This is a genomic window from Mesorhizobium sp. C372A (assembly GCF_030323245.1).
Taxonomy (GTDB): Bacteria; Pseudomonadota; Alphaproteobacteria; order Rhizobiales; family Rhizobiaceae; genus Mesorhizobium.
In genome coordinates, this window is sequence record NZ_CP100475.1 from 2,648,808 (window position 1) to 2,672,398 (window position 23,591).

General features: G+C 65.0%; 21 protein-coding genes. 9 read left to right on the plus strand and 12 right to left on the minus strand.

All coding sequences use genetic code 11. The features are described 5' to 3' along the window. Window positions 1–37: 37 nt before the first annotated feature. Together NLY42_RS12580 and NLY42_RS12585 are read left to right on the plus strand one after the other, a co-directional pair. A complete protein-coding gene (locus tag NLY42_RS12580) occupies window positions 38–1,540 on the plus strand; it encodes a helicase HerA domain-containing protein (RefSeq protein WP_023691930.1) in 1,503 nt (500 codons plus the stop codon). A 128-nt stretch (window positions 1,541–1,668) separates the two neighbouring features. Beyond that, on the plus strand, window positions 1,669–2,634 hold the full coding sequence (locus tag NLY42_RS12585; RefSeq protein WP_023726477.1) for a hypothetical protein: 966 nt from the start codon (window positions 1,669–1,671) through the stop codon (window positions 2,632–2,634). Window positions 2,635–2,704: 70 nt separating this feature from the next. Here NLY42_RS12585 and NLY42_RS12590 read toward each other — a convergent pair whose 3' ends face one another. Next, entirely contained in the window at window positions 2,705–3,148 is a 444-nt protein-coding gene (locus NLY42_RS12590; RefSeq protein ID WP_023698649.1) for an SRPBCC family protein, read from the minus strand. 415 nt (window positions 3,149–3,563) lie between these two features. Here NLY42_RS12590 and eglC point away from each other — a divergent pair, with 415 nt between their 5' ends. The 3 genes from eglC to NLY42_RS12605 are packed head-to-tail and all read left to right on the plus strand — an operon-like array spanning window position 3,564 to window position 8,072. Next, window positions 3,564–4,988 carry an endo-1,3-1,4-beta-glycanase EglC gene (gene eglC, locus NLY42_RS12595; RefSeq protein WP_023698648.1) on the plus strand — a complete coding sequence of 475 codons (1,425 nt, stop codon included), beginning with the start codon at window positions 3,564–3,566 and terminating at the stop codon, window positions 4,986–4,988. Further along, window positions 4,989–6,749, plus strand: coding sequence for a type I secretion system permease/ATPase (locus tag NLY42_RS12600; protein WP_023698647.1), 1,761 nt, complete (start codon window positions 4,989–4,991; stop codon window positions 6,747–6,749). A gap of 3 nt (window positions 6,750–6,752) precedes the next feature. Beyond that, entirely contained in the window at window positions 6,753–8,072 is a 1,320-nt protein-coding gene (locus NLY42_RS12605) for an HlyD family type I secretion periplasmic adaptor subunit (protein ID WP_023756464.1), read from the plus strand. On the opposite strand, the gene NLY42_RS12610 is transcribed toward NLY42_RS12605, so the two are convergent. The 3 genes from NLY42_RS12610 to NLY42_RS12620 form a co-directional block, all read right to left on the minus strand. Next, window positions 8,059–8,319 carry a type II toxin-antitoxin system RelE/ParE family toxin gene (locus tag NLY42_RS12610; protein WP_050591092.1) on the minus strand — a complete coding sequence of 87 codons (261 nt, stop codon included), beginning with the start codon at window positions 8,317–8,319 and terminating at the stop codon, window positions 8,059–8,061. The genes NLY42_RS12605 and NLY42_RS12610 overlap by 14 nt on opposite strands. Window positions 8,320–8,369: 50 nt before the next feature. Next, entirely contained in the window at window positions 8,370–8,651 is a 282-nt protein-coding gene (locus NLY42_RS12615; protein WP_023669694.1) for a type II toxin-antitoxin system ParD family antitoxin, read from the minus strand. A 68-nt stretch (window positions 8,652–8,719) separates the two neighbouring features. Next, the gene (locus tag NLY42_RS12620; protein WP_023754276.1) at window positions 8,720–9,715 is read right to left on the minus strand and encodes a GlxA family transcriptional regulator; all 996 of its coding nucleotides are present in this window, start codon (window positions 9,713–9,715) and stop codon (window positions 8,720–8,722) included. 277 nt (window positions 9,716–9,992) lie between these two features. On the opposite strand from NLY42_RS12620, the gene NLY42_RS12625 reads away from it, so the two are divergent. The 3 genes from NLY42_RS12625 to NLY42_RS12635 all read left to right on the plus strand — a co-directional run bounded on the left by NLY42_RS12625 (window position 9,993) and on the right by NLY42_RS12635 (window position 12,476). Next, window positions 9,993–11,141 carry an amidohydrolase gene (locus tag NLY42_RS12625; protein WP_023754278.1) on the plus strand — a complete coding sequence of 383 codons (1,149 nt, stop codon included), beginning with the start codon at window positions 9,993–9,995 and terminating at the stop codon, window positions 11,139–11,141. Between the two features lie 89 nt (window positions 11,142–11,230). Continuing rightward, window positions 11,231–11,590: a hypothetical protein gene (locus NLY42_RS12630; protein WP_023683111.1), complete on the plus strand. Its 360-nt coding sequence runs from the start codon at window positions 11,231–11,233 to the stop codon at window positions 11,588–11,590. Between the two features lie 445 nt (window positions 11,591–12,035). Next, entirely contained in the window at window positions 12,036–12,476 is a 441-nt protein-coding gene (locus NLY42_RS12635) for a lipid-binding SYLF domain-containing protein (protein WP_023754279.1), read from the plus strand. 293 nt (window positions 12,477–12,769) lie between these two features. On the opposite strand, the gene NLY42_RS12640 is transcribed toward NLY42_RS12635, so the two are convergent. The 8 genes from NLY42_RS12640 to NLY42_RS12675 all read right to left on the minus strand — a co-directional run bounded on the left by NLY42_RS12640 (window position 12,770) and on the right by NLY42_RS12675 (window position 22,111). Further along, window positions 12,770–13,750: an ABC transporter permease gene (locus NLY42_RS12640; protein ID WP_023754280.1), complete on the minus strand. Its 981-nt coding sequence runs from the start codon at window positions 13,748–13,750 to the stop codon at window positions 12,770–12,772. A gap of 235 nt (window positions 13,751–13,985) precedes the next feature. Continuing rightward, window positions 13,986–14,957, minus strand: coding sequence for an ABC transporter permease (locus tag NLY42_RS12645; RefSeq protein WP_023754281.1), 972 nt, complete (start codon window positions 14,955–14,957; stop codon window positions 13,986–13,988). Next, the gene (locus NLY42_RS12650; RefSeq protein WP_023754282.1) at window positions 14,954–16,504 is read right to left on the minus strand and encodes a sugar ABC transporter ATP-binding protein; all 1,551 of its coding nucleotides are present in this window, start codon (window positions 16,502–16,504) and stop codon (window positions 14,954–14,956) included. The genes NLY42_RS12645 and NLY42_RS12650 overlap by 4 nt, the downstream gene beginning before the upstream one ends. A gap of 276 nt (window positions 16,505–16,780) precedes the next feature. After that, complete coding sequence (locus NLY42_RS12655) at window positions 16,781–17,815, minus strand: ABC transporter substrate-binding protein (RefSeq protein WP_023733564.1); 1,035 nt, start codon at window positions 17,813–17,815, stop codon at window positions 16,781–16,783. 78 nt (window positions 17,816–17,893) lie between these two features. Continuing rightward, entirely contained in the window at window positions 17,894–18,808 is a 915-nt protein-coding gene (locus NLY42_RS12660) for a sugar phosphate isomerase/epimerase family protein (RefSeq protein ID WP_023754283.1), read from the minus strand. 21 nt (window positions 18,809–18,829) lie between these two features. Then, a complete protein-coding gene (locus tag NLY42_RS12665) occupies window positions 18,830–20,365 on the minus strand; it encodes a mannitol dehydrogenase family protein (protein WP_023714098.1) in 1,536 nt (511 codons plus the stop codon). Next, window positions 20,362–21,144: an SDR family oxidoreductase gene (locus NLY42_RS12670; RefSeq protein ID WP_023691914.1), complete on the minus strand. Its 783-nt coding sequence runs from the start codon at window positions 21,142–21,144 to the stop codon at window positions 20,362–20,364. The genes NLY42_RS12665 and NLY42_RS12670 overlap by 4 nt, the downstream gene beginning before the upstream one ends. 79 nt (window positions 21,145–21,223) lie before the next feature. Further along, on the minus strand, window positions 21,224–22,111 hold the full coding sequence (locus NLY42_RS12675; protein WP_023756463.1) for a MurR/RpiR family transcriptional regulator: 888 nt from the start codon (window positions 22,109–22,111) through the stop codon (window positions 21,224–21,226). Window positions 22,112–22,400: 289 nt separating this feature from the next. Here NLY42_RS12675 and NLY42_RS12680 point away from each other — a divergent pair, with 289 nt between their 5' ends. Next, window positions 22,401–23,585: a Gfo/Idh/MocA family protein gene (locus NLY42_RS12680; RefSeq protein WP_023754285.1), complete on the plus strand. Its 1,185-nt coding sequence runs from the start codon at window positions 22,401–22,403 to the stop codon at window positions 23,583–23,585. The last annotated feature ends 6 nt before the right edge of the window (window positions 23,586–23,591 follow it).

Here is a 23,591-nt window from a genome sequence, read left to right on the forward strand (position 1 = left end):
CGGGTTGATAAGCCCTGTCCGCAAGGAGAGTCGTGACATGACCGTAGCCATCGAGATGGGACAGACGACGGCGGGTGCGCCGGCGGCGCTCGACCTTGAGGAGCTGCTGGCGACCCGGCTTCTGGTGCAAGGCAATTCCGGCTCCGGCAAATCGCACCTTTTGCGCCGGCTCCTGGAGCAGAGCGCGCCCTGGGTGCAGCAGACCATCATCGACCCGGAAGGCGATTTCGTCTCGCTGGGCGACCATTACGGCCATCTGGTCATCGATGCCGAGGAGCATACGGAGCGTGGCCTGCAGGCAGCCGGCGAGCGGGCGCGCATCCATCGCGTCTCCACCGTGCTCAATCTCGAAGGGCTCGATGCCGAGAACCAGATGCGCCGCGCCGCTGCCTTTCTCGGCGGGTTGTTCGAGGTTGCCCGCGAGCATTGGTATCCGATGCTGGTGGTGGTCGACGAAGCGCAGCTGTTCGCGCCCGCCGTGGCAGGCGAAGTGTCCGACGAGGCGCGAAAGCTCTCGCTCGGCGCTATGACCAATTTGATGTGCCGCGGCCGCAAGCGCGGCCTTGCCGGCATCATCGCCACGCAGCGGCTGGCAAAGCTCGCCAAGAATGTCGCGGCGGAGGCGTCCAATTTCCTCATGGGCCGTACCTTCCTCGATATCGACATGGCGCGCGCCGCCGACCTTCTGGGCATGGAACGGCGTCAGGCCGAGGCGTTTCGAGACCTGGAGCGCGGGCACTTCATGGCGTTGGGCCCAGCGCTGTCGCGCCGTCCGCTGGGCGTGCGCATCGGCCAGACCGAGACCAGCCCGCGCAACGGTACGCCGCGGCTGATGGCAATGCCGGAAACAGCGCTCGAGGACGCACGGGCCATCATCCTGGCAGCGCCGCCGCCCGAGACGATGCGCGCGCCGCGCCGGATGGCGTCGCCGGAGCTGCTCGACCAGCTGATGGCGGCCAAATCGGCGGCGATGGAGATCCGCCCGGAACCTGCGGAACCGGCGGTAAGCGCCGAGGATATGGCCGAGCGGCGAGAGCGGGTGGACCGTGTCCTGCGCGCCATCCTGGCGCAGCCCGATGCGGGTTTCCGCGTCATCGGCGTGCTTTATCAGGAGTTCGTCGTCCGCTGCCGCATCGAAGGCCTCGCTTCGGTGGTGCCGGACCTCTCAGAATTCCGTCGCATGCTGACGCGTGCCCGCGCCGGGCTCGGCGCCGACATGGCAGGCGATGACGCCTGGCAGGACGTTTCCGTGCGCGCCTCGCTGCTGCCCGAGGACATGCAGGGCGTGTTCATGATGATCGCCCGCGCCGCCAAGGAGGGTTGGCCGTGCCCGAGCGACGCGGCGATCGCGCGCGCCTACGGCTCGCATTCGCTGCGGCGCGCCCGGCGGCTGCTCACCTATATCGAGGAGCAGGGCCTCATCGTCTGCCAGCTCGACGGCACCGGCCGCCGCACGGTGACGCTGGTCGAGCTCGCCTGGGCGACGGCGCCGGGCGACCCCAATGCCGCGGAGGCGGAACAGGGCAGCCTGGCGCTGTGAAAGGCGAACAGGCAGCTACCTGACTTGCTTGCGCGGTTCTGAACAAGATGTGTTTCGCCGATCGGCGCGCGACGATTTATGATGGGTTTCCGAGAATCGCAGAACGGTTCGGGCGGGAGGGTTGTCCGGTGCGGTTGAAATCTCTGGCTGTCTTTGTCTTTGGCCTCCTCGCCGTCGCCGGCATCGCCTTGACGATGTCTGCCCGGTCTTTTGCCGCGTCCTCCGATATACCGGCCTGGCTGCAGGCCCATGTCGGCAATGACGACGGCGAGATTTCGCAAGTGGTGCTGGAGCGGGCGCGCGCGCTTTACCTGAAGAAGGTCGCGCAAGGCGCGGTCCACAATGGCTGCTATTTCGCCATGGATGCGACGCGCCCCGGCGATCTCGGCAATGGCGTGCTAGGGCGGCGCTACTACGTCATTTGCGAGGCCAAGCAGTCGTTCAGGGCGATCTCGTCGGGCCATGGCGGCGGCCGCAATTTGAAAGGCGTGGTCGATTTCTCCAACGGCAAACGCTGCGCGAAAAACTTCGGCAATGCCCTGGACTCGTCCTTGACGACCGGTGGCGCCTATATGACCGGCGAGGCAAAGACCTCATTCAAGGGTTTTTACCGCATCGGCGCAAAAAAGGACCAGGCGCTGCTGCGCACCTTCATCCAGTTCGACGGTGAGGGGGAGACGGCGAATGCCAGGCAGCGGGTGATCGGTGGCCACGCGGCGCGGCTGTTGCGCGGCATGTGCCTGCGCAAGAACCCGAACAGCTCCTATGCCGACCATGACGGCTTCGTGCCATACGGCAAGCTGGTGGATTATGCCGGCGGCCGCAGCAATGGCTGCACCAGCTGGTCGCCGTCCGACGCCGACCAGATCATTTCGATGGTGAAGGGCAATCCGACGACGCTCTATATATACCCGGAATCGCGCGACATCACCGCCGTTGGTAAATCGGGCGCCTATTGGAATGCGTCCTGCCTGAAGGAGATCGGCAAGCCGAAATTCTGGCCGCGAAAGAGCCTTGAGCCGATCATCGCGCAATACGCCAAGGACAACCCGCCACCGCCGCCACAACCGTTGCCGATCTGCACCGGGCCGTGAGGGATGAGTCCTCGGCTCGGCATTGTCGGCGGCGCGGACTGGCTGGGCGGCGCCGCCGATCCGATGGGCTCTACTGATTGATCTCGGGTTCGACGAGCTTTGCCAGATTGCGCAGCGACTCCTGCCAGCCGAGATAGCAGGCTTCGGCCGGAATAACGTCCGGGATGCCGGCCTGCGTGATGTCGAGTTCCGTGCCGACCGACACTTTCTTCAGGAGCACGGTCACTTCGATCTGGCCGGGCAAATTGGGGTCGTCGAACCTGTCGGTGTAGCGCAGGCGCTCGCCGGAAACGAGTTCGAGATATTCGCCGCCGAAGGAATGGCTGCCGCCCGTCGTGAAGTTTCGGAACGACATCTTGAAGGCGCCACCGACTTTCGCGTCGAAGCTGTGTACCGTGCAAGTGAAGCCGTTCGGCGGAAGCCATTTCGCCAGCGCGTCGGCTTCTGTGAATGCGCGGTAGACCTTCTCCGGGCTGGTCGTCAGAACGCGGTGCAAACGTACGGTGCTTGGCATCTCTTCGGTATCCTTTGTGGTTTCGTTGTTCGATGCCCCAAGGACGGGTGAACCTCACCCGGTCCGACATAGCCTGTCAAATTTTCTTGAGCCCTTTGCCGGCTGCCATCTGCCCGCGACTTCGAGTCGCCGCCTCAGGCAGGCGGTCGTGTCGCGTCAAATTGCATGCTCATTGACAGGTTGCCTAACCTTTCGGCGCGGATCTGACAATTTATTAAAATTGTAAGTCTCTCCTACAAAGTTGTATTAGGATCAGCTTAACGCCTTCGGCATTATTTATTAAATGATGGGCGACGATCTTCTTCGTGTACTATAGGATGATTCCCTGGAACGATGGATCAATTTAAAAGTTGATCCGAAATGGTTGCTCGAAGGTTGTCGAACGATCAAGACAGCACGCACAAGGAGTGTCGGAATGACCACAGTCCTCAACGCCAAAGGCATTCCACTTCCCTATACCGGCGCTTCCACCCATTGGTTCTCGGCGACTGGAGGCGCGTCTTACCGCTACGGCACCTCGGGCAACGATTCCTTCTGGGGCGACACCAACGTCAAGGTCACCATGTATGGCGGCGCGGGCGACGACTATTACCATCTCTATTCGACGATCAACAAAGCGGTCGAAAACTACGGCGCGGGCGTCGACACGATCGATACCTGGATGAGCTACAAGCTGCCCGCCAATTTCGAGAACCTCGTCGTCACCGGCGACGGCCACTATGCCTTCGGCAATGCTCAGGACAACATCATAACGGGCGGCGCTGGCAGCCAGACGCTGGACGGCGGCAAGGGCAATGACGTGCTGATCGGCGGCGCCGGCGCCGACACCTTCATCATCACCAAGGGCAATGGCAGCGACCTTATCTCCGATTTCGGCGCGACCGACACGGTGCGCCTCAACGGCTATGCCTTCACCTCGTTCGAGGCCGTCCACGCCAATATGGTCCAGGTGGGATCGAACGTGCAGCTGAACCTCGGCTCGAGCGAGGTGCTGGTGTTCCACAACACCACGATCGACAAGTTTCAGCCCGGCCAGTTCGAGCTGCCGATCGACAAGACCGGCATGACGCTGTCCTTCAACGACGATTTCAACACGCTGAGCCTGTGGAACGGCCAGAGCGGCATCTGGGATTCCAATTTCTGGTGGGGGGCGCAGAACGGCAGCTCGCAGCCCCAGAACGGCGAGCTGCAATGGTATATCGACGCCAATTATGCGCCGACCAGCTCGGTCCATCCGTTCAGCGTCGCAAGCGGCGTGCTCACCATAACCGCGGCGCATGCGCCCGACGACATCAAGCCGCTGATCAACAATTACGAATACACTTCCGGCATACTGACGACGCACGACACCTTCTCGCAGACCTATGGCTATTTCGAAATGCGGGCCGATCTCCCGGAAAATGCCGGCGCGTGGCCGGCCTTCTGGCTTCTGCCCGAAGACGGTTCATGGCCCCCGGAACTCGACGTGATCGAAATGTATGGGCAGAACCCGAATGCGCTTCTCATGACCGCGCACACAAATGAGACGGGAACCCACACCACGGTCGGGTCGACGGTGAATGTCTCCAACACCGACGGCTATCACACCTATGGCCTGTTGTGGACGCCGGACAAGCTGGTCTGGACCTATGATGGCGTCCAGGTCGCGGAAGCGGCGACGCCGTCCGATATGAACAAGCCCATGTATATGCTGGTCGACCTTGCGGTCGGCGGTCAAGCCGGCGCGCCGCCCGACCATCTGGCGACGCCCGCGCAAATGAAGATCGACTATATCCACGCCTATACGCTGAACGATTTGCAGCAGAGCCATCTGAGCACGACAGCCGAGCACGCGGTCTAGATGTCACGGGACCGCGCGCCACTCAGGGATGCGGCCATCGGCCTGCGCCCGGTTTTCCTGCCCGGCATCGCCGATATCGGCATCTTTTCGTTGCTGATCAACATCCTGCTCCTGGTGATCCCGCTCTATCTGCTGCAGGTCTATGACCGGGTGTTGCCGTCCTCCAGCGTCGAGACGCTGCTTTATCTCTCGGCCATGGCGGTCCTCGCGCTCGCCTTCCTCGGCCTGCTGGACGCGGTCCGCGCCATCTACGCGCAACGTGTTGCGGCCACCGTCGACCTGAAACTGGGCGCGCGGACATTCGCCGCCTCGCTTGGCGCCAGACATGCCGGCAGCGGGCTGTCGCCGCTGAACGACCTTGCCACGACTTGCGCCTTCATCAGGTCGCGCGGCGTGGCGGTGTTGTTCGACCTGCCGTTTGCGCCCGTCTTCCTGGCCTTGCTCTATTTCATCCATCCCGTCCTGTTCTGGCTGACGCTCGCCGGCGCCGTGCTGCTGTTTCTCTTGGTCGTGGCCAACCAGCTTGCCATCGGCAGGAACGATGCCATGTCGGCGGAACGCTCGGCGGTGGCCAGCCAGGCGGAACAGGCCTTCGCCCGCAACACCGACACGCTGCGCGCCATGGGCATGGTGCAAAATGCCGCCGCGGTCTGGGGACAACACGTTGCTGAGGCGCTGACCCTGCATGACCGTTCCGGAAGCGCCAATGCGATCTTCAGCGCGACGTCGCGGGCGCTGCGCATGATGCTGCAACTGGCGATCCTCGGCGCCGGCGCGTGGCTGGTGCTACAAGGGCAGATGACCGCCGGCATGATCTTCGCTTCGTCGCTGGTGTCGTCGCGCGCGCTGCAGCCGCTCGACCAGCTGATCGGATCCTGGCGGCAGATCGTCGACGCCAAGCGATGCTGGAAGCGGCTGGACACCGCCCTTGCGGCGCAACCAGCGCAGGGGCGCAAGCTCGCACTGCCCGATCCATTGGGCGCGATTTCGGTGCAGGATCTGTTCTTCATCGCGCCGACTGCGGCTTTCGGCACGGAGCCCATCCTCAAGCGGTTGAATTTTGCCATCGGCGCCGGCGAAGCGGTGGCGATCGTCGGCCCGAGCGGGGCCGGCAAATCGACGCTGGCGAAATTGCTTGTGGGCGCGCTGCAGCCGACCGGCGGCGCGGTCAGGGTCGACGGCGCCGACCTGAGGAGCTGGGACGAAACCCAGCTTGGCAGGCATATCGGCTATCTCGCGCAGGAGGTGGAGCTTTTCCCGGGATCGATCGCGCAAAATGTCGCCCGCTTCGAACCCGACGCCGATGACGCCGCGATCGTCGAAGCGGCCAGGCGCGCCGAGGCGCATGAGCTGATTCTCACGCTGCGCGACGGCTATCAGACCATGATAGGCCCGTCGCATACCGTGCTGTCGGGCGGCGAGCGCCAGCGGATAGGGCTGGCGCGCGCCTTCTACGGCAAGCCACGCATGCTGGTGCTGGACGAGCCCAACGCCCATCTCGACGGCAGTGGGGAGGCGGCGCTCGAAGGGATGCTTTCGGCCGCGCGAAGTGTAAGCGTCACGACCGTCGTCATCACGCATCGCCCTTCGATCGCCGCGGCCTGCGACCGCGTCATGGTCCTGCGCAACGGCATGGTCGAAGCTTTCGGCCCTGCGAGCGAGGTGCTGAGGCAACCGGCGGCCGGCAAGGCCGGGAGCGCGGTGGTGACAGGCTCGTTCGTGCCGACCGTGCGCCCGCACAGCGTCCGCTTCGGGTCATAGACGATGATGCAGCAGAGCCTCGCCTTCGAAGGTCGACCGCGCACCGACTTCCGCCGCATGGCCGTCGTCGGCTACGTGGCCATAGCGCTCTTCGTCGGCTGCTTCGGCTATTGGGCGGCGAACGCGCCGCTCTCCGGCGCGGTGATCACCTCCGGCACGATCTCGGCGACGGGCGGCAACATCCTCATCCAGCACCCCGAGGGCGGCATCATCGAGCAGTTGCTGGTGCATGAAGGCGACCGCGTGCAACAAGGCGAACCGCTGGTCCTGCTCGACCGCAGGGCGGCCGAGACCGACCTCAACCGGCTGACCAGACAGACGATCGCGCTCAGGGCAAGTGCCGCGCGACTTGAGGCCGAGCGCGACGGATCGGACAGGCTGGCGCCGATCGCCGAAGCAGCACCCGCGCCGTTCCAGCGCGATTTCGACAATCTGGTGCACGAACAGCAGAAGGAGTTCGAGGCCAGGCTCGCCCGGTTCCGCTCCGAGCAGTCGATCCTGGCGCAGCGCGTCGCCATGCATCGTGAGTCGGCGCTGGGACTGGAGGCGCAGAAACTCGCCATCCAGCAACAGGCCGAGATCGTGAAGAAGGAACTCGGCATCAAGACCGGCCTGCTCGACAAGGGTCTCACCAACCGCAGCGAATATTCGCAGCTTCTACGCAGCGAGGCCGATCTGGTCGGCCAGGCCGGCGCGCTGGAGGCGGATATCGCAGCGACCAAGACGCAGATCGTCGAAGCCCAGGCGCAGGTCGAGCGCGCGACCACGCAGCGCGTCGAGGACGCGCTGACCAAGCTCGACGAGGTTCGCACCAGCCTGGCCGACATCGGCGAACAGATCACCGCAGCCGAGGCGGTGCTGGGGCGCACGACGATCAAGGCGCCGGCAGCCGGCATCGTGGTATCCTCGATCTACAACTCCAAAGGCAGCGTGATTGCGCCGGGGCAGAAGATCATGGAGATCCTGCCGACCGCGTCGGGCCTCATCGTCGACGCGAAGCTGCGGCCGAAAGACGTGGACCTGGTTCGCGTCGGCCAGCCGGCGAAGCTCAGGCTGTCCGCCCTGAACGCGCGCCTCACCCCTGAGGTCCCGGCTACGGTGACGCAAATTTCCGCCGACCGGCTGATCGATGAAACCACGCATGAGGCGTATTTCCGCGCCAGGCTGAAGATCACCGACACGCTGCCGCAGGGCGTGAAAGCCGAGCAGCTTTACCCAGGAACGCCGGTCGAGGCGTTTATCAGCACCGGCGACCGAACCTTCCTCGAATATCTGGCGCGGCCGATGCTGGACTCGTTCGCGCGGGCGTTCAGGGAGCGATAGGCGCCAACTCGTCCTCCCAGTTGACGCCGCCGTAGAACACCCTGAGAATCACCACCTGGTCGCCTTCTACGGTGAAGGCCACAGTCAGGCGGCGCTCGAAGCCAACGATGCGAAGCCCCGGCCGCACATCATCCCTTAGGGTTCCGCGTTCCGAGGCATAGTCGAGACCCAGGCAAAATCGCTCGATCCGCTCGATGTAGCGAAGGGCGGTGAGGTTGCCGGATGCGTGAGCGACCGTCTCGTATATCCATCACAGGTCCGTCTGGGCTTCCGGCAAAAGGACAACATGCCGGCGCTTCACACGTTCCCCTTGAGGCGAGCTGCGTGATGTGCGCGGATGCTGTCAAAAGACTTGTCGGCCGGGATGGCCTGGGAGGGGTCTGCCTTCCACCTATCATAGGTCGGCGCGACCTCCTCACGCAGCCAGCGCTCCACGGCGGCGTCGCGTTCCTGCAATGCGCGAAGACCGGCGCGGATCACTTCACTGCTGGTCGCGTATGTGCCGGACCGAACGAGCTGGTCGATGAAAGCAGCCTGCTCGGCCGGCAGGCTGAAGGTGCGTTTTTCGGTGGCGGACATGGATCCCTCCTATCAGGTTGGTATGATATTATCATACCAACGGCGAGATCGCACGCCCCAATATAGGCTTAGGGACCCCTCCCCTTGCCGTCGGCAAAGACACCGGACATTCGGTTCGGATGCCTGAGAAGGGTCGGCGTGACGCCGGTCTGCTGGCCGAAGACGCGGCTGAAATGGCCGGCATTGGGAAAGCCGCAGCGGTAGGCGATGTCGCCGATTGCCAAGTCGCTCCCCTCCAGCAGCGACTTCGCCTGATGCACGCGCAGCGCAAGATAGGCGGCCATCGGGCCGATGCCGAGCTCGGCGCCGAACAGCCGCTCAAGCTGGCGCCGGGATAAATGCAACCGGCCCGCGATCTCGGCGACCGACAGCGTCTCCTGGAGATTGCTTTCCATCAGAAGCAGCGCCCGTTTCACCGCTCGGCTCGACGCGGCCGGAAAGAGATCGCCGACGGGCTGCACATCCAGGCTCGAGCGGATGCGGTCGAGCACGAGGATCTTGGCGGCTTTTTCCGCCGCCTTGCGGCCGATGAACTGCGACACGAAATGGCCGGCAAGGTCGGCCGCACCCGTGCCGCCGGCGCAGGTCGAGCGGCCCCTATCGACGGAAAACAGGCTGTCGGCATGGGCGTTCACGTCAGGGAATTGGCTGCGGAAATCCTTGATATGGAACCAGCTGACGGCGGCACTGTAGCCATCGAGCAGGCCGTAGCGCGCGAGCACGAAGCTGCCGGTGCAGAGTGCCGTCAGCGGCACGCACTTTTCGGCCGCCCGCAACAGGAAGGCCTCCTTTTCGGAGCTGAGGCTGCGGTTGGTGTCGAGCAGACCGCCGACCACGACGACATTGTCGAACTCCTGCGGATTGCCGATCGCCTTGGTCGGCAGCAACTCGACACCGCAACTCGCGCGGATCGGCAGGCCACGCTCGCCGACGATCTCCCAGTCGAACTCGATCCGGCGGCTGCGGTCGCCTTCATCGCCGGCGAGCCGCAGCGTGTCGATGAACAGCGACAGCGGCGACAGCGTGAAGTCGCGAACCAAGAGAAACGCAAACCGCCTGGCCATTGTTGCTCCGAAACGTTCCTTCGGGTGGATGGAAGCAAAGATGTCGCACAGGCGAGCACGCGGCGCTTTTCAGGAGAAGCCACCGGATGTCGGAGATGAGATCGACGGCCTCAGTGCGGAGCTGGAAATTCTCTGGGTTGTGTGGTGGTCATGGGATGTCGTCATCTACGCTCACACAAGACAGGCAGATGGACTAGTGGAATTGATCAGTATGGCACGGCGTGAGAAAAACCCTATCGTGTTTGTGTAACCTGCAGCACCAAAGCGGAGCCCAACCATGACCCTCACCAATCGCGATATCATCGAGCTGACGGCATGGCGCCGCAAGCTGCACCAGCGGCCTGAAATCTCCAACGAGGAAGAACAGACCGCCAAGGAAGTCGTCAGCTTCCTCGCCGATACAGGGCCGGACAAGGTACTGACCGGCCTCGGCGGTCATGGCGTGGCGGCGGTCTATGACAGCGGCCAGGCGGGACCGACAGTGCTGTTCCGCTCGGAGATCGATGCGCTGCCGATCGAGGAGCTTTCGGGCGTCGAGCATGCCTCGCAGGTGCCGGGAAAATCGCATATGTGCGGCCATGACGGCCACACCGCGATCCTGGCCGCACTCGGCCGCCAGCTCGGGCGTGAACGGCCGGCGCGCGGCCGCGTCGTCTTGATGTTCCAGCCGGCGGAAGAGACCGGCAATGGCGCGGCCGGCGTCGTCGCCGATGCGCGCTTTGACGAGATCGCGCCGGACTTCGCCTTCTCGCTGCACAATCTGCCGGGCGTGCCGTTCGGCGAGGTTCGGCTCAAGCCCGGCGTGGTCAACTGCGCCTCGCGCGGCATACGCATCGTGCTGGACGGCAAAACCGCGCATTCGTCCATGCCCGAAACCGGCGTGTCGCCGATGCCGGCGATCAGCCAACTGATGCCAGCGCTTCCGGCACTGGGGCGCGGCACCTTTGCCGACGATGATTTCAGCATGGTCACCGTCACCCATGCGACGATGGGCGAGGCCGTGTTCGGCATCGCGCCTGCTCACGCCGAGGTGTGGGCGACGCTGCGTACAAGGCGCGACGAGCGCATGGCGGAACTGGTCGCGGCGGCGGAAGCGTTGGCCACCAGGATCGCGGCCGAGCATCACCTTTCCGTGCGCTGCGACTATCACGAGATCTTCGTCGCCAGCGTCAACGCTCCAGACGCGGTGGAACATCTCAACCGCGCGCTGGACGAAGAGGGCGTCGCGCGCAGCGAGGAAGCCTTGCCGATGCGCGCTTCGGAAGATTTTGGCATCTTCGGCCACAAGGCGAGCTCAGCCATGTTCTTTCTCGGCGCCGGCGAGCGCCATCCTTCGCTGCACAACCCCGATTATGATTTTCCCGACGATCTGATCCCGATCGGTTCGAAGATCTTCATGCGCACGGCGCGCAACCTGCTGGGGTGAGCGGCCCCTGCAAAATCCGCATCCTGAAGCTGCCTTTTTCCCGCTGGAATCGTCTTGTAGTCGCGTCCTACATTAGGAGGGGCTTGCGGATGAGAATTGCAATGGTCGTCGCGTTGACTGCGACAGTGGCAGGGTGCGTATCGTCTCCGGTCCAGTATGGAGCCTCGCTCTCGACCCAAGACCCGAAATGGGCGACGCCGGAATGCCAGCAGGCCCGCACCGATGCCATGAATTATGACGCGCGCGAGAAGGAGCATCCGGGATGGGCCGCCGGCGTCGTGCTGGGGCCCTACAGCATGGGTCTCGTGGCGGCGATCAAGGAGCATGAGCAGCAGCAGCGAAGGCTGTTGGCGCGCGAGGTGCATTTGCAGTGCTCAAGCCTGCCGCTGCCGAAGGATTTGGACTTCGATCCGCAAATCTACGCACCAAAGCCGGGGAAATATCCGTAGGGCTGGATTGGTTTGCACAGGGACAATAGCGGAGGCTTGCGCCCTACGAATACCCCCACCCTCAATCCCTCCCAACAAGGGGGAGGGAGACTAGGTTGGCGCTGATTTCCGCAAAACCGTCTAAGTCGACTTAAAAAAGGGCTGGGCGTGCGGCAGCGTTCCCTCCGCCTTGTGAGGGTCCGAAGGACGGGCGAAACCCTGGCTCGCCCCGGCAAGTTAGAGTGGTGGTCCTCTTCGTACAAGCTCATATGCGATAGCCCTTGCCCCGAGGCATTGGCATTGCCAGCTCTGTATGAAGCGCTCCTCCGCTCTCCCCACCAGCTTTGCGCCTTGACCCACCGAGGGCTCTCCCTGGAACCAAATCCAAGCCTAAACTGTTCAAGTTGGTTACGACGCCGACGAGCCCTGCCGGTTGGGTGAGCGGCGCACTTGAGGAGCTCCCACCATGACCATCTCGTCCAGCTTTCGTTCGCTTGCGGTTGCGGCCATCGCCACTGTTGCCGTCAGCGCTGCCAGCGCCGCGCATGCCGATAGCGGCACGATCCGCTTTGCCGTCTACAAGGCGGCCTTCTTCGTCGGCGGCTCGGGCGGCGAGGGCACGCTTACCTTCCATGGCCGCACCTATCCGATCTCGATCGGCGGCGTCTCGGGCGGCCTCGCCTTTGGCGTTTCCAAGACGTATTTCCGGGGCACCGTGCGGCACATCCGCAGGGTCCGCGATGCGACCGGGGTTTATGGCGCGGCCGGCGGTGGCGGCGCGCTCGGCAAGGGCGCGCAGGTGATCGTCATGACCAACGACAAGGGCGCCCAGCTCGAGCTTACGGGCCGGCAGGTGGGGCTGCAGGTGAATGCGGATCTGAGCGGGATGGCGATTTCGTTGAAGTAAGGGGCGCTCCCTCGCGTTCTCGGTGGGGTAAGCTCGTCTGGGGCGATGATAATCGCCTATGGCTGCGCCAGCCCCCTCATCCGGCCGCTTCGCGGCCACCTTCTCCCCGCTGGGGAGAAGAGGCTGGCGTTGACGCTGGCGCCCTCCTCTCCCCTCGGGGAGAGGTCGGATTGCCCCGAATTGCCCTTCGCAATTCGGTTGGCAATCCGGGTGAGGGGGAACTTGCTCCCGTGCGCTTGGCCTGAACCTTGGATGGGAAAGCTTCGCCCAATGCAGCGTCGGGCGCCAGCCCCCTACCGCTCCTCCACAATCCGCAAATACGCCGCCGTCACGAACAGCACGATCAGCCCGAACAAGATCCGCCGTGCCCCCTCCGGCATCTGCAGGATGGTCAGCAGTGTTGTCAGCACGGTCAGGATCAGGGCGCCGATGATGGTGCCGGTGTAGCCGCCGCGGCCGCCGAAGATGGAGGTGCCGCCGATGACGGCGGCGGCGACCGAGGGCAGCACCAGCGGTTCGGCGAGCGACAGCGAGGGGGCCTTGATCAAGCCGACATAGAGCAGGCCGGTGATGCCGGCGAGCGCGCTGGAGGTGACGTAGAGCGCGGTGATGACCTGCCAGTATTGCACGCCCGACAGGCGGGTCGCGCGCTCATTGTCGCCGACGGCGTAGAGCAGGCGGCCGAAGCCGGTCCGGGCGAGCGTGAAGACGATGAGGGCGGCGAGCGGCACGAACAAAAGCAGCGCGTTGGGGAAGCCCCATGTCACGCCGGTGCCGAGCCAAGCCAAGAAGTCGGGGATTTTTGCGCCCGACGCGATCACCGTGCGCTGGTAGACCTGCAGGCAGCCGGTGCCGATCAGGCTGGTGCCCAGCGTCATGATCAGCGGGTGGACGCGGAAGACACCGACGCCGATGCCGTTGACGAGGCCGATCAGCACCGCCGGCATCATCGCCAAAAGGAACGCCACCGCCGGGTCCTGGTTGACCACTTGCGTCGCCATGATGAAGGCGCTCATCGTTGCCACCGTGCCGACCGACAGGTCGATGCCGCCGGTCAGCATGGTCATGGTCTGGCATCCCGCGAGGATCGCCAGCGGGATGGCGAATTTGATGGTGTTGGCGATCCAGCGCTCGTTGACGATGCCGGGGCGCAGGATCTGCAGGATTATAACCAGGATGGCGAGCAGGACGATCAGCGGGATGAGCGGGCGATCGGCCATGAAGCGCTTTATGCGGCGGCCGATGGGGACCGGGGTGATGGCGGTGGTGCTCATGGGGTGCGCCCAATGTTCTGCGAGGACAGTGCTCTACGGCGCCCCCCTCTGGCCTGCCGGCCATCTCCCCCACTTGTGGGGAGATTGGCAGCTCCAGCGCCTCGCTCCTTTTTGCAACGTTGAAGGCTGGCGAAAGCGGCGATGACAGCTGATCTCCCCCCTCGTGGGGGAGATGTCCGGCAGGACAGAGGGGGGCGCGAAGGAACGCCGACGTCTCTCTGCGACAGCACACCCATCATTGCCGCCCCCGCATGGTGATAAACGCCCCGAACATCACCACCGCCACCATGATCAGCCCTTCAATAATCGCGGTGACATTCGGGTCGATGGCGAGCAGCGTCAGGTCGGTGCGCACCAGCCTCAACACGAAGACGGCGACGATGGGGCCGAGCAGGCCGCCCTTGCCGCCGCCGAGCGCGACGCCGCCCAGCACCACGGCGGCGACGCTGGCGAGCAGATAGGGGCCGGGGATGGGGGCGCCGATGCCGGTGCTCATGGTCAGCGCCAGGCCGCCAAAGGCGGCGAACAGGCCGGACAGCGCATAGGCGATGATGCGGGTGCGCTTGACCGGCACGCCGGAGCGGAACGCCGCCAGTTCGCTGGAGCCGATGGCGTAGATGGAGAGGCCGAGGCGCGAGCGCCTCAGTGGTATCCAGATGACGCAGAGGCACACGATCAGCACCAGCAGCGCCTTGGGCAGCCAGGCGTCTATGGCGTCGGGCAGGCCGGGGATCGGTACGGTGCCAGAGATCAGCGCCTTCAGCCATTCGGCGATGCCGCCGCCTGGCGCTTCGAGTACCAGCAGGGCTGCACCCTGCAGCACGAACAGCATGGCGAGGGTGACGACAATGTCGGGCACGCGGGTGACGACGATGAGCAGGCCGTTGAGCGCGCCGAGCACGAAACCCATGGCGAGCACGAAGGGCACCACGAATAGCGCGTATTCCTCGCTCGCGCCATTCATCATCGACGCCGCGGTGACGCTGGTCAGCGCCATCATGGCGGCGACCGACAGATCGATGCCGCCGGCGATGACGACCACCGTCTGCGCGGCGACTGCGAAGGCATAGGGCAGAACGGCGCGGGCGAGCGAGCCGAAATCATTGCTGCCATAGGCCGGCTGGATGATCCTGGTGGCGATGAACAGGACCATGAGCAGGGCGAAGAGGCCGACAACCCAACCCTGGCGGCGCAGGAAATGGCTCATGGCGTTGGCTCCGTCGAAGCCGAAGCGTCGGCCGTGGGATCGGCCAATATGCCGATGTCGGCCTTGGCGCCGCGCGGCAGGCCGTAGGCGGCGCGCATCAGCGCCGGCTCGTCGGCCTCCTCGACCGGAAAAATGTCGACCAGGCGGCCGCCGAAGATGACAATGACGCGGTCGCAGACGCGCTGCACCTCTTCCAGTTCCGAGGTGTAGAACAGCACCGACTTGCCGTTGCCGGCGAGTTCGCGCAGCAGCTTGTAGATCTCCTGCTTGGTGCCGACATCGATGCCGCGCGTCGGGTCGAAGCACAGGATGGTGCGGGCATCCGCCGCGATCCAGCGGGCGATGGTCACCTTCTGCTGGTTGCCGCCGGACAGGCGCTGCACCTCGCCCTGGGCGCGGGTGTCGATCTGCAGCCGCTCGATGGCGCTGAGCACGGTCGCGCGCTCGCGGCGCATGTTGATCGGCCCCCAGTTGCGCAGCGCGGCACTGAAGGGCAGGGCGATGTTTTCACGGACCGAGCGCTGCATGGCGAGCGCCTCGGAGCGGTCGCCCGGCACATAGGCAATGCCGGCGCGGATGGCGTCGATCGGGTGGGCGAATTTCACTGGCTGGCCATCGACTTCGATCGTGCCGCCGGAGGGCCGGATCGAGCCGGCAAGGGCGGCGAACAATTCGTCCTGGCCCTGGCCTTCGAGCGCCACGACGCCGGCGACTTCGCCGTCGGCGAGATCGAAGGAGACGTCGCTGAGCTTGGCGCCGACGCGGAGATTGCGCACGGAGATGCGCGGCCGGGCAGCTGCGGGCGCGGCCTTCTCGGCGGCGCTGCGGGCGGCGACATGAGTTTTCACGATACGGGTGCCGAGCATCAGCTCGACGATCTTTTCCTCGACTCCGGGTACGATGTCGACGACACCGACGGTCTCGCCGTCGCGCAGCACGGTGGCGCGGTCGCACAGTGCGGAGATTTCGACGAAGCGGTGCGAGATGAAGATCACGGCGCGACCGGCATCGCCCTGGCGGCGCACCACTTCCAGCACTTTTTCGGCGAGGTTGGCGGGCAGGGCCGCCGTCATCTCGTCGAGCAGCAGCACGTCCGGCTCGACGGCGAGCGCCCGCGCCAGGTCGAGCACGCGCAGCACGGCCAGCGGAATGTCGCGCGCGGGGTCGCGCAGATCGAGGTCGGTGATGCCGAGCTCGCGCACCCAGGCGCGGAACGGCTCGACCGGCGTGCCGGTGAGCCTGAGATTGGAGAGAACGTCGAGATCGGGGATTAGCGACGGCTCCTGGTAGACCGGCAGCAGCCCGGCGCGGCGCGCGGCGGCGGGCGAGCGAATGTCGCGCGCCTCGCCACGGATCAGGATGCGGCCGGAGTTCGCCGGAATGGCGCCGGTCAGGATCTTCACCAGCGTCGACTTGCCGGCGCCGTTGGCGCCCATCAGCGCGTGGACCTCGCCCGGCAGCACGGAGAGCGACGCGTTGCGAAGCGCTGCAACCGCGCCGTAGTTCTTGGCGACGCCGGTGGCGTCGAGGAGGGGGCTGGTGGTCAAATGGTTTGTTGTCAAAATTGATGGTTCCAGAAACTAATGTCGGCGCTCTACGGCGCCCCCTCTGTCCTGCCGGACATCTCCCCCACAAGGGGGAGATTGGCAGTTCCGGCGCCGCCCCTCGTCTTGCGACGTAGAAAATTAGCGAAAGCCGAGATGACAGCCAATCTCCCCACCTGTGGGGGAGATGTCCGGCAGGACAGAGGGGGCGCGGTAGAGCGCTAGTCTGTGTGACGAGGACGGCCGTTCGCCGTCCTCGCCAGTTCATTCAAACCAGGCTTACTCCCCCGGCCCCTTGCAGGCCACGATCTGGTCCTTCGTGTAGGTCGTCCACTCCGGGATCGAGATCGAGACCGGCCATTCCGGGCTGAGCGACGGGTCGGCGGCTGCCTTCAGCTTGGCCTTGCCTTCGTCGGTGGCGTTGTCCCACAGCTGCGGGTCGACCAGCACGGTCTGCTGCGCCGGCTTCTTGCCGTCGAGGATCTGCAGCGCCAGCGTCACGCCCGCGCCGCCGATCGAGCCGGGGTTGGTGACGGCTGCACCGACGAGACCTTTCACCGAGCTCAGCTGGCCGACGAAGCCGGCATTGTCGGCGCCGACCACCGGCACCAGCGCCGCCTGCGATTCGACCAGCGCGTCGACGATGACGTTGTCGATGCCCGACGTCCACACGCCGTTGAACGGCGTGCCGGTGGCCAGGAACGACAGCATCTGCTGCTTGGCCTGATCCTGCTGCCAGCCGGTGAAGACTTCCTGCGCCACCTTCACGCCGGGGTTTTCGGCCAGCGCCTTCTTGAAGCCTTTGTCGCGATCGCTATCGGCCGAGGCGCCGGCGGCGCCGCGCATGTAGAACACTTCGCCCTTGCCGCCCATCTGCTGGAACAGCCATTTGGCGCCGAGATAGGCATACTGTTCCTGGTTGTTGGAGATGATGTAGGCCGACGGTTCGGTCACCGCCTGGTCGACGGCAACGACGACGATGCCGGCCTTGGTGGCTTCTTCCAGGCCCGCCTTGATGCCGGCGGGATCAGCGGGGTTGACGACGATGGCGTCGACCTTGGCGCTGATCAGATTGCGGATGTCTTCGAGCTGGCCGGCGGCATCGGTGTTGCGGTGGGCGATGTTGAGCTTCGTCACTTCGCCCGAAGCCAGCGCCTGCGCCTTCATGGCGCAGACCATTTCCTCGCGCCAGCCATTGCCCTGCACGGTGTTGGAAATGCCGATCGTATATTTGGCTTCGGCCGACGACACGCCCATCGATGCCAGCAAGGCAGCGCCCGCAAGCAACGGGACCATGGTCAGTATTTTCTTCATGTCAGTACTCCTCCACATTGTTGTTTTTCGTCTCAGGGCCAGACCCTTCGGCAGGATCGGACCAAGTCATTCACCTCGTCATTTGACGAAGGGGCGCAGCACGTCGCGGGCGAGCAGGAAGCCCCGCTTCACCGCATCGTCGTTGCCTTCAAACCGCCTGTCCTCATGTTCGATGATGACCGAGCCGTCATAGCCGGCGCGGTAGAGGCCGGAGAAGAAGCCTCTCCAGTCGACATCGCCCAATCCCGGCATGCGCGGCACCTGCCAGCCTATCCCGGCGGAAAGAATCCCGCGCTCATACAAACCATCATGATCGATCATCAAATCCTTGGCGTGGACATGCAGCATGTAGGGGCCGAACTCCCGGATGAAGCGGCCCTGGTCGATCATCTGCCAGACCAGATGCGAGGGGTCGAAATTCATGCCGACCTCGCCGCTCCAGGCCTCGAGGATGCGCCGCCAGATGTAGGGCGAATAGGCGATGTTGTGCCCGCCCGGCCATTCGTCATAACTGAAGATCATCGGGCAGTTCTCGAAGGTGAGTTTTACCCCGTGATCGCGCGCATAGGCGACGGTCTCGGGCCAGACTTTCAGCGCGTCCTGCCAGTTGACGTCGACGGTCTTCGAGGCATCGCCACCGCAGAAGGTGTTGACCACCGGCACGCCCATATTGGCGGCCAGCACGATGACCTTCTTCAGATGGCCGATGACGGCCTCGCGATGGGCGGGGTCCGGATGCAGTGGGTTGGGATAGTAGCCGAGGCCGGAGACCGTCAGCTTCTTCTCCGTCAGCGAAGCGACGATCTCCTTGGCCTGCGCGGGCGAGGTGGAAGCGGCATCGATATGGCTGGTGCCGGCATAGCGTCGCGTCGCGCCGGATGTCTTCGGCCAGCAGGCGATTTCCAGCGCCTCGAAGCCGGCCGAGTGCGCCCAGTCGGCGACCTCGCCAAGCGGCGTCTCCGCAAACGGTGCTGTAAGCACTCCAAGTTTCATTCTGCCTCCCTAGACCGACGACTATAATGCCGATTGTTTGGATCGCTTCAACCTCGCGACCTCATCTTGTTCGAGACTGTGCCGGACAGCCGCCATCGGATCGTCCGACAGCAGGTCGCCCAGCGCCGATATCACGGCCGCGCGGAACGTATCGTCGGCGGCAAGGCCGGGGCCGAATATCCCGTCGATGGCAAGGATGGCGGACACCAGCGCGCTGGCATCGTGACCGGTCGCGTCGGCGATTGCGGCGACCTTGCCGGCATAGGGGTCCGACACCGGCCAGCGTCTGCCGAAACGTCCCGAGGCCTGGATCAGATAGGCCATCCAGCCGGCGACCGGCACCGACAGCAGCCCGATGCTTTGGCCCTGGCTCAGCCGGTCGCGGATCGGGTTGAGCAGGCGCTGGACGATCTTCTGCGAACCGTCGGTCGCGACCTGGTGGTTGCGGTGGCGGATCGCGGTGTTCTTCAGCCGGGCAAGGCTCTGCTCGACATAGGCGAGCGGCAGGACGCCGGATACCGGCATCAGCGTCGGCACAGTCTCCTCGACCAGCATGCGCCTGATGAAGTCCGACAGCAGCGGGTTGGCTATGGCATCCGATGTGTGCTCGAGCCCGGCCAGCACGCCGAGCGTAGCCAGTGTCGTCTGGGCGCCGTTCAGCACCCGCATCTTGAGATGCTCGAACGGCGTGACGTCGTCGACGAAGGTGGCGCCGACCAGATCCCAGCGCGGCATGCGGCCGGCGAATTTTTCCTCGATCACCCACTGCCGGAACGGCTCACCGACAGCGACGGCGGCATCGTGGTAGCCGAACCATTGTTCGACACTATCGAGGTCATCCTGCGTCACCGCCGGCGCAATGCGGTCGACCATGGCCGAGGGGAATGCGACGTTGGCCGCGATCCAATCGGCCAGCCCATTGCCGCGCGGTTCGGCAAAGCTGCGCACGACGTTGCCGAGGATGACGCCATTGGCCGGAATGTTGTCGCAGGACAGCAGCGTCAGCGGCCGCCCATGCGTGGCCCGGCGCTGCTCCAGCGCCCGCACCAACAGGCCGGGCACGCTGCGCGGCGTCTCGGGGTTGGCGAGGTCATGGACGATATCAGGGTGGCCGAGGTCGAGTTCGCCGCTGGACGGGATGTGGCAATAGCCTTTTTCGGTCACCGTCATCGTCACCAGCTCGATATCGGGTGAGATCAGCACGCCGAGCGCCGGTGCCGCACTCTCCTGGCTGTCGACCACCCGGACGATGCTGCCGATGACGCGCGCCTCGATGTGGCTGTTCTCGCGGATCAGCCTTGTGTAGAGCCCGCCCTGCCGTCCCAGCGTGTCGGCAAGGCTGGGCGGACGGATGTTGATGCCGACGATGCCCCAGCGGTCGAAGCGCAGCGAGATGAGATCGTCGGTGTATTCGGCCTGATGGCAGCGATGGAAAGCGCCGACGCCGAGATGCGCCATGCCGGGCGCCAGGAGCATACGGTCATAGGACGGTGTCTGGACCGAGGCCGGCAAGCGGTCGAGCAGCGCCGGCCCAAGCGTTTCGGTGGAGGCGCTCACCGGTTCGCCCCGATCACCGCCTGCTCCTGGTCGATGACCGCGCCGGTCATCGGGCCGGCGGCGTCGGACAGCAGGAAGACGGCGAGGCTGGCGATGTCGTCCGGCGTCAGCAACCGGCCGAAAGGCTGCGCGGCATTGGCCTTCTCAAGCCAGCCAGGGCCGTTGCCCAAAGTCTCCGCCTGCATGATGCGTTCGGCCGGCGTGTCCGTCCAACCGACATTGATGCCGTTGACGCGGATGCGGTCGAAACGGTGGGCGTTGGCGGCGTTCCTGGTCAGCGTCGCCAGCGCGCCCTTGGTGGCGGAATAGACGGCAAGCTCCGGCGAGCCGCAATGGGCATTGATCGACAGGATGTTGAGAATGGCGCCACCTTGGCCGCGCTGCTTCATGTCGGCAATCGCCGCCTGCATCAGGAAGAACGGCGCGCGCGCATTGACGGCAAACAGCGCCGCCCAATCGTCGAGGCTGGCGTCGAGGAAAGAGGCGCGATCGGTCAGGCCGGCGGCGTTGACCAGCGCATCGATGCGGCCGAAGCGCTCGATGCAGGCCTGCGCCAGAAGGGTGGGGGCGTCAGCATCGGCAAGGTCGGCGGCGACGAAGATGGTCGGCGTGCCCAATTGCGAAAGCTCGGCCGCCACGGCCTCGCCACGCGCCCTCTCGCGCCCGGTGACCAGCAGCCCGGCGGCACCGGAACGCGCCAGCGTCTCGGCAATGGCGCGGCCAATGCCTTGCGTCGACCCGGTGACCAGAGCCACCTTGCCGTCAAGCCGGATCTCCATTCCTCCTCCCGGGAATAAAGTTTCTATTTTTTTAAATATGGAACGGCAATTCTGGATAGTCAATTGTGCCAGCGGCGGCTCATTCGCCGCGCCGCGCCGCCACCCCATGGACCAGCGCCATGCCGACAGCGAGTGACGCCGCCAGCGAGCGGAAGCCGGCAAAGTCGGATTCCACCACTTCCAGCCAAGCGTCCGAGAGCCGAACCAGCGGGCTGAAAGTGCTGTCGGTGACGGTGACGATGCGGGCCTTGCGCTCATGCGCCACCGCGACGAGATCGGGCGTGATCGAATTGTAGGGGCTGAAGGAGACCGCAAGCACGGCGTCCCGTGCGCCGATGCAGCCGATCTGGTCGAGTGCGGAGGAGCCGACATTGTCGACCAGCACGTTGCGCACGCCTTGCTGCGACAGTGTCAGGGAGAGATAGGCGGTGACGGGAAAGGCGCGCTTGGAGCCGATGACATAGATCAGCTCGGCGGCCGCCAGCAGCGTTACCATCTTGTCGAAACTCGCGACGTCGAAGCCGGCTTCGATGCGGCCAAGCGAGGCCTGCGATGCCCCGACCATGCCGTGCAGGAAATGCAGATTGGGCTCCGTCTCGGTGCGCGGCTCGCCGCGCCCTTCCGGCCACAATCCCTTGATGTGCTCCTTGAACAGGCCCTGGAAATCGGAAAAGCCGGAATAGCCGAAGATCTGCGCAAAGCGTACCAGCGTCGAGGGCTGCACGCCGGCCTGTGCCGCCACCTGCGCGATGGTGCCGAGCGCGACATCGCTCGGATGCTGCCACAGGAAGATCGCCACCTGGCGCAGCCGCTTGGGGAAATGCACCGTGCCCGACGACAGCACGGCGCGCAGCTCCTCGTAGGTCTGCGGCTGGATGTAGCCGAGCGCCGCCAGAGAGCGCCCGCGCTTGCGCGTCGCCGCCTCGTCGGTGCTCGATCGCGCGGATGCCTTGCTTGCCCCACTCATGATTTCAGGCTAGCGCGGTACGATCGTTTTACAATATGAAAATTGGAAATCGCGTTCGAAAGGGGTGCGGTTTCCCAACGTCGTCACCCTAGGGCGAAGCAGGAGCGAAGCTCCGTCGCGGAGACCCTAGGATCCATGCCGTGACGATGGTCGAGGAATGCAGCGGACGAGAAGGTTCTGCACCGTAGCATCGCTCTGATGTCACGGCATGGATCCTGGGGTCTGCGCTGCGTCGCTGCGCTCCTTGCTACGCCCCAGGATGACGAAGCCACAGGTGGAGGAGTTTGAAATGGTCTACGCAACATCGGACGGATCGGCGGGCAAGCGGCTCAGGGTCGGCATGGTCGGCGGCGGGCGCAATGCCTTTATCGGCGCCGTGCATCGGCTCGCCATGCGCCTGGACGACCAGATCGTACTGGTCGCCGGCGCGCTGTCGTCGGACCCGGAGAACGCCGCCGCCTCGGCCGCCGAGATCGGCATCGCGCCCGAGCGCAGCTACGCCGACTATCGCGAGATGGCGCAGGCCGAAGCCGCGCGGCCGTATGGTATCGAGGCGGTTGTCATCGTCACGCCCAACCATCTGCACGCGCCGATTGCCACGGCCTTTCTCGAGGCCGGCATCGACGTGATCTGCGACAAGCCGCTGTCGACGACGCTGGCCGACGCTGAGGCGCTGGTGGCGCTGGCGAAGGCGAAGAAGCGCCGCTTTGTCGTCACCCTCAACAACACCGGCTACGCCATGGTCCGCCAGGCGCGCGAGATGGTGGCGGCGGGTGCGCTTGGGCGGATCGTTTCCGTGCACGGCGCCTACATCCAGGACTGGCTGACCAAACCGATCGACGCCGACGGCCAGAAGCAGGCGGAGTGGCGCACCGATCCGGCGCGCGCCGGGCAGTCGGCGGTGCTGGCCGATATCGGCGTGCACGCCTTCAATTTGGCGAGCTATATCTCCGGCTGCGAGGCCGAGGCGGTGTCGGCGGATCTGTTCACCGCCGTGCCGGGACGTCGGCTCGACGACAATGCACATGTGCTGCTGCGCTGGACCGGCGGCGCGCGCGGCACGATCCTGGCCAGCCAGACCTCGCCCGGCCACTACAATGATCTCTCCGTGCGCATCTATGGCGACAAAGCCGGGCTCGAATGGTCGGGCGGGCGGCCGGAGGAACTGCGCTTCTCCATCCATGGCGAGGAAACCCGCACTTTGGTGCGCGGCGGCCATGGCTCGACGGCGGAAAGCCAACGCGTGTCGCGCATGCCGGCGGCGCATCCGGAAGGCTATATCGAGGCCTTCGCCAATTTCTACCGCGACGCCGCCGATATCATTCGCGCGCACCGTTCGGGCGGGACGGTTGATCCGGCGCGCGCGGCACAGGTGCCCGATGTCGTCGATGGCGCGCGCGGGGTGAAGTTTGTGGCGGCGGCGGTGGAGTCGAATGCTGCGGGTGGGGCTTGGACGGCGGCAAGGTTCGGGTGAGGCGAG